The 9,752-nt window shown below is 71.9% G+C and carries 6 protein-coding genes; 4 read left to right on the top strand and 2 right to left on the bottom strand.

Annotation, left to right across the window (positions count from 1 at the left end; all coding sequences use genetic code 11):
- Positions 1-202: 202 nt before the first annotated feature.
- From WMF26_RS41050 to WMF26_RS41040, 3 genes are all read left to right on the top strand, one after another.
- On the top strand, positions 203-694 hold the full coding sequence (locus tag WMF26_RS41050; protein ID WP_437997185.1) for a hypothetical protein: 492 nt from the start codon (positions 203-205) through the stop codon (positions 692-694).
- Positions 695-1,222: 528 nt separating this feature from the next.
- Positions 1,223-2,344, top strand: coding sequence for a DUF4419 domain-containing protein (locus WMF26_RS41045; protein ID WP_437997184.1), 1,122 nt, complete (start codon positions 1,223-1,225; stop codon positions 2,342-2,344).
- 457 nt (positions 2,345-2,801) lie between these two features.
- The gene (locus tag WMF26_RS41040) at positions 2,802-4,496 is read left to right on the top strand and encodes an MYXO-CTERM sorting domain-containing protein (protein ID WP_437997183.1); all 1,695 of its coding nucleotides are present in this window, start codon (positions 2,802-2,804) and stop codon (positions 4,494-4,496) included.
- Positions 4,497-4,674: 178 nt separating this feature from the next.
- Here WMF26_RS41040 and WMF26_RS41035 read toward each other — a convergent pair whose 3' ends face one another.
- Positions 4,675-5,235, bottom strand: coding sequence for a hypothetical protein (locus WMF26_RS41035; RefSeq protein WP_437333577.1), 561 nt, complete (start codon positions 5,233-5,235; stop codon positions 4,675-4,677).
- A 274-nt stretch (positions 5,236-5,509) separates the two neighbouring features.
- On the opposite strand from WMF26_RS41035, the gene WMF26_RS41030 reads away from it, so the two are divergent.
- A complete protein-coding gene (locus tag WMF26_RS41030) occupies positions 5,510-7,972 on the top strand; it encodes a PAS domain-containing protein (RefSeq protein WP_437997182.1) in 2,463 nt (820 codons plus the stop codon).
- A gap of 66 nt (positions 7,973-8,038) precedes the next feature.
- On the opposite strand, the gene WMF26_RS41025 is transcribed toward WMF26_RS41030, so the two are convergent.
- Positions 8,039-9,178: a BON domain-containing protein gene (locus tag WMF26_RS41025; RefSeq protein ID WP_437997181.1), complete on the bottom strand. Its 1,140-nt coding sequence runs from the start codon at positions 9,176-9,178 to the stop codon at positions 8,039-8,041.
- Between the last annotated feature and the right edge of the window lie 574 nt (positions 9,179-9,752).

The following is a 9,752-nucleotide window of genomic DNA, read 5'->3' as shown; positions in this document are numbered from 1 at the left end:
AGGCTGCGGGTTGGGGCGCGGCGTGGAGCCCTGGGGAAGGCCGGCAGGCGAGGATTGAGGCCTGACCGGGGTCTGGGGGGCCTGCGGCGGGGTGGCGGTATTGCCGAGAGTCTGAGGCTGCGGGTTGAGGCGCGGCGTGGAGTCCTGGGGAAGGCCGGCAGGCGAGGATTGAGGCCTGACCGGGGTCTGCGGGCTTCCAGCGGTGGCAGGGGGCGTCCTGGAGCCGGGGAGCTCAGGGGACTGCGAGCCGCCGCTGCCCGGCATCGCGCTCGGGTTCGGAGGCACGTTGACCGGAGAGGCCGGCCTGGGCGTCGCGGTGGGCGAGCTCGGCGCCGTGGTAGGCCCCTGGCCGACATGGGAACCATTGTTCCCGCCCGTCGTGCTCCCGAACTGGCTTCCCGAAGACGTGGTCGTCGTGGTCGTCGTGTTCGTCGGGCCGGGCGAGCTCGTTTGGCTCACGCTCTTCCGCGTGACGGGATCCCAGCCGGAGAAGGCGCCCGGCTTCGGGGTCGGCTTCGGGGCCGCGGCCTGGTTCACGGCGTCGGGCACGGCCGTGCTGCTGGACGGGGTGCTGCTGCCGGCCGAGGGGTGGGTGAAACGGCCTGAGCCCTTGATCTGGTTGCCCAGCCCCGACCGGACCCCGGTGACTGGCGACGGCGAACGGCTCCGCGAGGACCTCATGGGCCATGATTGACGCGAAAATCATGCGTTGCCAAGCGCCTCGCCCCCGCGCCTCGCGGCGGGATATCCCGCGCCATGGCATCCCTGCTCCGCCCGCTGCGCACCGCCTCGGGGCCGCGTCTGGATCGGCGATCCCCGCACCTCGGAGCCGCAACGGCGCGCCCCATTGCGGCGCTCGCCCGTCGAAACGCCGACGCGGGTCCTGGCATGCGTTCAGGTCGACGCGCGACAGGCGCCTCGATTGCGGCCAACCCGCCGGCCAGGTAATCTATCTCTCGAATGCATCCGCCGGCGTTGCGATTGTGCTGTAATATTCTTATGAGAGCGAATTGTTTTGCCTTTCCCTTCACGCGCCTCACGCGCGGTCGTGCGTCCGCGCCCGGCGGCTATCGAGGGCTGTCGGCGCGAATCCAAGGTTGAGCCGGCTCGCTGTGCGCCCGCCGCCGAGGCGAGTTGTCTCGCGCGGCGCTCTTGTGTACGAGGTTGGAGCGGCAGCGCTGGCCCATGAAGCCGTCGCGCAGGGCCAGGAGAGCGAGGATCCATGAGCATCACGACCATCGTCGTCACCGACTTCGAGCCTGCGACGGCGCCGCTGCCCGCGTTCGACGAGGAATCGACGGTGCAGAGCCTGCTCGTCTCCCCCGTCGAGGCCGCGTACCGCCATCGCCTGCCCATCGTCGGACGCACGGACGTGCACCCGCTCGTCCAGGCGGCGTACATGGCCTTCACGCAGCGCTACCCCCTCGTGCTCTCGCCCGACGTGGTCTGGTTCTGCCTGGCCCGGGGGTTCACGCTCCACGTCGCCGCGAACGAGGAGCAGCGGCGCCAGGTCCTCCTCGAGGACGGCGACTTCGAGCTGAGGATCGACCGGCCGGATTTCACGCTCGGTCAGGTGAACCCGTGGCCCGTCGCGTTCTCGGACCTCTCCGCCCAGATCGCCGCGCGGGTCGGCACGCTGCGGGAGCTCGTGACAGCCAGCTTCTCGACCACGGGGCCGGTGGAGCGCGTGGCATCGGAGCTCACGGTCATGACGCCGTTCGTGCCGCACTTCGAGTGGCAGCCGCCCTTCCCCGCGGACATGAGCTTTCCGAACGCCGGAATCCCGCGCGTCTACCTGCTCGGCACGGCGGACGACTGGCGCTGGGTGCGCCACCGCGCGGCGGCGTTCGCCCCGTTCGGCGCGGAGCGCTGGACTCACGTCCTCCTGCCGGTGCTCGACCAGATCGTCGCCGCGGCGGAGGGCCGTCAGGATCCGGCGTTCTGGCGCGCCTTCTTCCGCTACGAGAACGCCGCGGACGAGCTCACCGGGTGGATCCACGTGCTCTTCCCCTACCTGCGCGCCTGGCCTGCCGACCACTTCGTTCCGAACACGGCCCTCGACGGCTGGCTCGAGCGGTGGCGGGCCGCGGAGGACAGGCGCAACCCGCTCGCCGCGCTGGCGAAGCCGGAAGGGCCCGGGCTCGCCCGGCTCCCGCCCGGGCTGACCAGCGCGCCCTTACGGTTCATCGACGAGCGGCGCCAGGAGCACGCCCTGGAGTTCATCAGCGGTCTCATCGGCGTCACGCAGGACCAGCACTCGCTCGCGCTCATCCCGGAGTTCGTGTGGGCCGTCGTCCACGGCGAGCCCGGGCCCGCGGCCGAACCGCCCGCCGAAGCGCGCTGAGCGCGGCGGCAGCCGCTCGGCGAGGTCCGCGCCCGCCCCGCCGCAGCCGCGCCCCGCGCCTCGGATCGCACCTCGCGTCGGCCAGCCAGGCCCGCGCCTCGGGCACGACGCGGAGCCTCAGGTCGCGCCAAACGCCGAGACGACGAAGTCCGCGCTCCGCCGCAACTCCCCCCCGCCGCGCCGCGGGAGAGCGTCAAGTAGGCTGTTGCCTCCCAGCCCGGAGCGGCAGCAGAAAACGCTCCTGACAGCCAGCGCGACTCCATGCGCCGCGGTGACAGCGTGCGTCAAAACAGGCGCGCACGGCGGCGCGGGAACAACTGGGCTGCAACATTTTGATGGTGCGGAGTTATGGAATCATCTGCTCCCAGCGCGCACGAGGAGGTGTACAGTGGCGCACATGCCGCAAACGCCTTACTTCATGGGTTCTCGCCGACGCGCGGTACGAGCCGCGCTCTCTTTGTCCCTCTTGCTCGCGCCGCTCGCGGGGGCTGTACCCGCGAGCGCCGCGGTGGAGCAGCTGGACGGCACACGGCTTCCCACGCCGGTCAGAGAGGCCGAGCTCGGCCTCGTGCGGGGCCGCGGGTTCCCGGACAACGCCGTCACGCTCGATGGGCTCTTCATGTACCGGGGGGAGGACATCGATCCCGTGGCGGACGCGAGCACGGAGCCAGGCGTCTTTTCGCCGCTCTGCGGGTTCACGGGAGAGCTGGTGCTGCGCGGGGGCGGGTGCAAGGTCGCGTTCGGCTGGTACAACGCGACGGCGAGCGGCGTGCGCCCGCCGGACAATCAGATCTACGAGCTGATCCCCGCGGACACGTCTGTGGCGTTCCGGTGCGAGGACAACGACTTCTGCCCGCTGGCCACGATGATGACGACCCAGGCGGGGCAGCACGACTGGACGCCGACCCAGTTCTCGGCGGCCGACATCCGCAACGACGCGCGGTACCAGGGCGGCCTCGTCGGCTTCGCGCTCATCGGCAAGGCGGGCACCTACTGCACGCAGACGAAGTTCTCGCAGCGCGAGCTCAACACGGTCTGCACGAGCTGCACGCCGAACGAACCGTGGGTGACGACGCTGATCTACACGTCGACGGCCTCGCCCGACGCGTTCTATGTCGCCTTCGAGGACCTGCCCGTGACCCCGACGAGCTGGAAGGGGAGCCAGGGCGGGTACGAGAACGACGGCGACTTCAACGACTTCGTCTATTACATCACGGGAGTGACCTGCCAGGGCGGCGGCCAGATCTGCGACACGGGGCTGCAGGGCGCGTGCGCCGTGGGGAGGACGGGGTGCGCGACCGAGGGCGACACCGAGTGCCTGAGGGTCCTCGAGCCCGGCGAGCAGAGCGAGCGCTGCGACAACATCGACAACGACTGCGACGGCGAGGTCGACAACGGCGAGGGCCTCTGCGCGGAGGGGCTCGTGTGCAACCGCGGGTCGTGCGTGCCCTACTGCGGCCGCGGCGAGGTCGTCTGCGACGCCGGCTTGGTCTGCGAGGAGGGCCTCTGCGTGGAGGAGGCGTGCGTGGGCGTGGCGTGCGAGGGCGGCCAGGTCTGTGTCGGCGGCTCCTGCGTGGGCGGGTGCGACGGCGTCATCTGCCCGGCGAACCAGGAGTGCCAGCTCGGGCGGTGCGTGGATCTCTGCGCCCAGATCGAGTGCGAGGACGGCGCGGTCTGCGAGCGCGGCATCTGCCAGTCGAACTGCGGCTGCCGCACCTGCCCCGACGGCAAGACGTGCGGGGACGACGGCCGCTGCGTCGACGTCGGGTGCAAGGGCGTGACCTGCGCTGAAGGGCAGCTCTGCATCGGCGGGAGCTGCACCGACGCGTGCGCGGGCGTCGTCTGCCCCGGCAACGCGCCGTGCGCCCGCGGGTTCTGCGGCGACCCGCCGATCAACGGCGGCGTCACGGCCTCGAGCGGGGGCCAGGACGGAGGCGGCCTGTTCCTGGACGAGCCGCCGGATCTGACCTCGGGCGCTGGCGCTGGCGCTGGCGCGGGCGGCGGGGACAGCGGCTTCGTTCCCAAGCCCGACTCGTCCTGCGCCTGCCGCGCGGGCGCGACGTCCGAGGGCTCGCCGGCCCGCCTCGGCCTGCTCGGCCTCGGTCTCTTCCTCCTCGCCGGCCGCCGGCGCCGTCCGCGCGCCGCGCGCTAGCGCGGCCCTCGGCTGGGACTGACACGGTCTTCCGTCTTCCGTCTTCCGTCTTCCGTGCGCGTCCTTCGTGCGCGTGCGCGTGCGCGATTCCCCGGAGTCAGCGCGCACGCGCACGCGCACGCGGAGGCCAGACGCAGACGGGGGACGGGGGACGGGAGACGGGGACGGAGGCCCCGCGTCACCCGCCGGCGCGCGCCGCCATCGCGGCCACGAGGCCCGCCACGACCGCCGCGAGGAACCACGCGAGGCGCGCGCCGGGGGGCTCGCGCCCCGCGGCGCCGGCGGGCAGCGGGAACACCACCGACCGCACCCGCCGGGACTCCGCGTCGACCAGGAGCACCCCGTCGACGTCGAACGCGAGCCGGTACTCGAGCAGCTGCCGCCGCGTGGCCGGCGTGTCGATGCGCGGCGCGAGCCGGCCTGTCTTCACCTCGGCGACATACCGCCTCTGGCCGTGCGCCACGAGGTAGTCCGCGCGGAGCCCGACGGTGAACGGCTCGCCGTCGATCTGGACTCCATAGGAGACCGCGACCTGCCGGCCAACGATCGTGTAGCCGAGCTCGCGGAGGAGCGCCTCGGCGCGCGCCTCCCCCGCGGCGCCCTGCTCCCGGCAGCGCTCGATCCGGCGCCGCTGCCGGGCGCTCCGCCACGCGAGCCGGAGCGTCTGGACCAGCCCGAAGAAGAGCGCCGCGCCGGCCACGGCCAGGAGGAGCTCCGGCGGGATGTCGCGGAATTCCACGCAGCGCGTGTTTGCGCAGGAATCCGGATCCAGGGCCAAGTTTTGTGCGCACGCTTGTCCTCGGCCTGGCTGGCGCGCATGTCCGCACGCTCCTATTACAGTTTCACAAGAGGTATACACCGCCCGCTCGCGCCCTGGCGTGGCTGCGCCCTGCGCCGAGCGTGCTCGGCTGCTCCGGTCAGGGATGCACATCCACCATCGGCGAGAGTTCCCGTATTATCCGGCCGAGGCCCGTCCCTCCGTGGTCGATCTCGAGAGCAGATCTCGGTCGCAGGTGCGTGTGCTGACCGAGGCCGGTCGCGCGCTCGCGGTGGCGCGCTCCGCGCGCGAGATCCAGGAGACCGTCCTCTCGGCGGCGCGGCAGCTGGGGGGCGCCGGCAGGGCCGTGTTGATCCTGAACGACGACGAGGGGCGGCCGGTCGTCCGGTCCTCGCTGGGGCTCGACCCGGCGCTGGTCGCCGAGCTCCGCGGCCGCCCGCTGCCGAGCTTCGACGAGGGGGTCGCGCGCGCGCTGCACGGGTCGGCCCATGTCGTCGCCGCCCCCTTGATCGTCCGCGACCGCATCTCCGGCGTGCTCGCGGCCGAGCGCTTCCTCCAGGCCTCGGACGAGGATGCCTGGTTGCTCGCGGCGCTCGCGGATCAGGCCGCGGTGGCGCTCGCCAGCGCGGACGGGCAGGCGCCTCCCGAGCCCGAGGGCGTCGGCGAGCGCGCTGGCGAGGCCGCCGCGGGCGAGCTCGACGCGCGCCTGGAGGTGGACGTACAGCGCGAGCGCTATCGCCTCCTCGCGCGAGCGGTCAAGGACCCGATCTGGGACTGGGACCTCCGGACGGACCAGGTCGAGCGCAACGAGACCTTTCATGAGGTCTTCCGCTACGCTCCCGAGCAGACGTCGCCCACGGGCGCCTGGTGGTTCACCCGCCTGCTGCCCGAGGATCGCGATCGCGTGGCGCGCGGCTTCGAGGAGCTCCTCCGCGGCAGCGGCGACAGCTGGTCGGACCAGTACCGCATCTACCGCGGCGACGGCTCCGTCGCCCACGTGTTCGATCGCGGGGCCGTGCTCCGCGACGCGCGCGGCGCGCCGATCCGCATGGTGGGCTTGACGGTCGACCTGAGCGAGCGGTTCCGGATCGAGAGCGCGCTCCAGGATCGAGAGGACCGGCTCCGGCTCGCGACGTGGGCGGCGGACGTGGGCACGTGGAGGATCGACCTCACCACCCTCTCCGATACGAGGGACGCGAGCCTCAACCGCATCCTCGGCCTGGAAGAGCGCGAGACGACGCAGCCGATGGACGACTGGCTGAGCCGCGTGCACCCGGAGGACCGCGACGCGGTGGCCGCGGCGCACCAGCGGACCCTCCGGGAACAGCACGTCTACGACATGATCCATCGCGTCGTCCGCCCCGATGGGGCGATCCGGTGGGTCCACGACCGCGGGCGGCTCATCGTCGATCGGGGCGGCTCGCCGCTGTTCTTGACGGGCGCCGTCGTCGACATCACCGAGCTGAAGCAGCTCGAGCGAGAGCGCGCGGACCTGCTCCGCCGCGAGCAGCAGGCGCTCGCCCAGTCGGAGAAGGATCGCCTCCGGGCCGAGGACGCGAACCGCATGAAGGACGAGTTCCTCGCGACCGTCTCTCACGAGCTGCGGACGCCGCTCACCGCGATCCTGGGCTGGGCGCGGCTGATCAAGGAGCGGGAGCTCGGCCCGGATCGCGTGAAGCAGGGGGTGGCGGCGATCGAGCGGAACGCCCACGCGCAGGCGCAGATCGTCGACGACATCCTCACGGTCTCCCGGATCATCACCGGCAAGCTGCGGCTGAACACGGCCGCGGTCGACCTCGCGGCCGTCGTCGAGGCCGCCGTGGACACCCTCACGCCCACGGCGAGGGCGAAGGACATCGAGATCTGCGTCGAGCTCGACGACGCGCCCGACGAGATGAGCGGCGACCCGGACCGCCTCCAGCAGGTCATGTGGAATCTGCTCTCCAACGCGGTCAAGTTCACCCCGAAGCGAGGTCGGGTGACGGTCCGGGTGGGCCGGAGCGACGCGCAGGTCGTGATCGCGGTCACCGACAACGGCAAGGGCATCGCCAGGTCGTTCTTGCCGTATGTCTTCGACCGCTTCCGCCAGGGCGACTCCTCGCCGACGAGGGCGCACGGCGGCCTCGGCCTGGGGCTCGCCATCGTCCGCCATCTCGTCGAGCTGCACGGGGGCACGGTGGACGCGGAGAGCCAGGGCGAGGGAAGCGGCGCCACGTTCACGGTGACGCTCCCCCTGAACGCGGCGCCCTCCAGCGCGCGCGAGGAGCCGCCGCCCGCGCCGTGGCGCGTCGCGCTCGAGGAGGGGGAGCGGGCGCCGCTCTGCGGCCTCCACGTCCTCCTCGTCGACGACGAGCCGGACGCCCGCGAGATGATCGCGTTCCTGCTGGAGGGCGCGGGCGCGCAGGTCACCACGGCGGGCTCGATGGGCGAGGCCATGGGCGTCCTGGAGCGGCTGAGGCCCGACGTGCTGGTGAGCGACATCGGCATGCCGGGGGAGAGCGGCTACACGCTGATACGGCAGGTGCGCGCGGCGGGCCGGGCCGAGATCCGGGGGATCCCCGCGGTGGCGCTGACCGCCTATGCGCGGATCGAGGACCAGAGGAGGGCGCTCTCGGCCGGCTTCCAGAAGCACGTCGCCAAGCCGATCGACCCCGCCGGCCTGGTGAAGGTGGTCGTGGAGCTCGCCGGCCGACCGTGAGCCGGCGAGGCCCAGCGCCCGGCGCTGGCGCTGCGCTGGTCCTGCCGTCGCGGTTGCCGGGCGAGGTCAGCGATGGGCGACGTCGTTCGCCATGGGGCGAGACGCGCTCTGCTGCGCGCCCGTCGAGGCCGTCGCGCCGGTCATGCCCGTCGTCGCGGTCGTCGCGGTCGTCGTCTCGGCGGCCCGCTTGATGCGGATCTGGTTGTGCACGTCCTCCACGCCGCGGACGTTCTCGGCGATCTGCTCGATGAGGCGCCTGTGGTGGCGCTCGCTGACCGTACCCTCCAGCGTGACCTCGCTGTTCTGAACACGGACGGTGACCTCGCTGACATCGATATCGTCGCGATCCGAGAGCAGCTCGCAGACGTCTTCGCGGATGCGCTCGTCGGACCGCTTGTAGCCCTTGGGCCCGCGGCCGAGCGCGCTGCGCACGCGCTCTCCGATGTTGCTCAGCGCGCCGCTGACGTTCTGCATCGCGGAGCGGCCCGCGTCGCGGACCGTGCGAACGAAGTCCTGGCCGTATTCGCGGTCCTGATCGCGGCCCCAGCCGCGGTTGTCGTCGCGGCCCCAGCCGCGGTTGTCGTCGCGGCCGTAGGGGCTGCCGAAGCTGCGGTTGTAGTCGCCGCGGTAATCGCGGCCGTACCCGCCGCCGAAGGTGCCCTCGTGCTCGCCGCGGTAGTCGCGGCCGTACCCGCCGCCGAAGCTCCTGTTGTACTCGCCGCCGAAGCTGCGGTTGTAGTCGCCGCGGTAGTCGCGGCCGTAGCCGCCGAAGCTGCCGTCGTGCTCGCCGCGGTAGTCGCGGCCGTACCCGCCGCCGAAGGTGCCCTCGTGCTCGCCGCGGTAGTCGCGGCCATAGCCGCCGCCGAAGTTGCGGTTGTAGTCGCGGTCGAAGCCGCCTTCGCGACCGGAGAAGCGGCCCTGGTCGTAGGTATGCTCGCCGCCGTAGCCGCGCTGCATCGCGCGCCCGTGGTCGCGGTCCTGGTCGTAGCCCGAGGTGCGGTGCTCGTCGCGCGACCAGCCGCGCTCCTGGAAGCTGCCCCGGGGCCGGCCGTAGCGCTCGTCCCAGCCTCCGCCCTGTCCCTGGCGCTCGTCCCACCTGCTGCCTTGTGCCTGGCGCTCGTCCCAGCTCCCTCCCTGTCCTTGGCGCTCGTCCCAGCCGCGCTCGTCTCGACCGTAATCCATGTCCCTGTCGAATCGATTTCGCATGGTGGCAACTCCTTCGTTGCGTTGTGAAACAACGTCAAATGTGGTTCAACCACGCGCCGCGACGCTGCTCACAGCGACCCTGACACAGCTCATCGCGTGGACCACCACAGTGGAGCGCAGCGGCCCGAGTCGCAATCGGGGAGAACCCTTCGTCGTCCCCCGGGGCGATCCCGAAACGAGCGATGTGGTCTCAAGCACAGATGAGATCGCCCATCGCGGTCACATCGTGCGGTATCGGGTGAGACCACATGGCCGCTGCGAGATTGCCCACCAGAGTCCGGCGGCGTGTTCACCATGAACGAACTCGCCGCGTGCACGATCGAACACATCGGTCGAGCGGATCATTCCGCACATGTGGACCGGCTGGGAGCGGCGCGTCGAGCGCAGCAGCGCGTTGGAGCGTCGCGTCGGGTCGCGTCGGATGAGGCCGCGCAAGAGCTCGCCTGTCGGCGTGCGTCGAACCTAGGGCTGTTCCCGACTGCCTATTGCGTCGGTGCCCCGCTCATGACGGCGAAGGGAGGGCTGGATGACACTCCTGCTCTCTCTCCGCCTGACTCAGCCTGACCTCCGTCTG

It is taken from the genome of Sorangium sp. So ce185 (assembly GCF_051526825.1).
GTDB lineage: Bacteria > Myxococcota_A > Polyangia > Polyangiales > Polyangiaceae > Sorangium > Sorangium cellulosum_D.
Note: the sequence above shows the minus strand (reverse complement) of the source record. Positions and strands in the feature narration are given on the sequence as shown.

Bases quoted from the DNA above. Each gene is read 5' to 3' on its own strand.
- WMF26_RS41025 (WP_437997181.1), bottom strand. From the start codon at position 9,178: ATGCGAAATCGATTCGACAGGGACATGGATTACGGTCGAGACGAGCGC.
- WMF26_RS41045 (WP_437997184.1), top strand. From the start codon at position 1,223: ATGAGCATCACGACCATCGTCGTCACCGACTTCGAGCCTGCGACGGCG.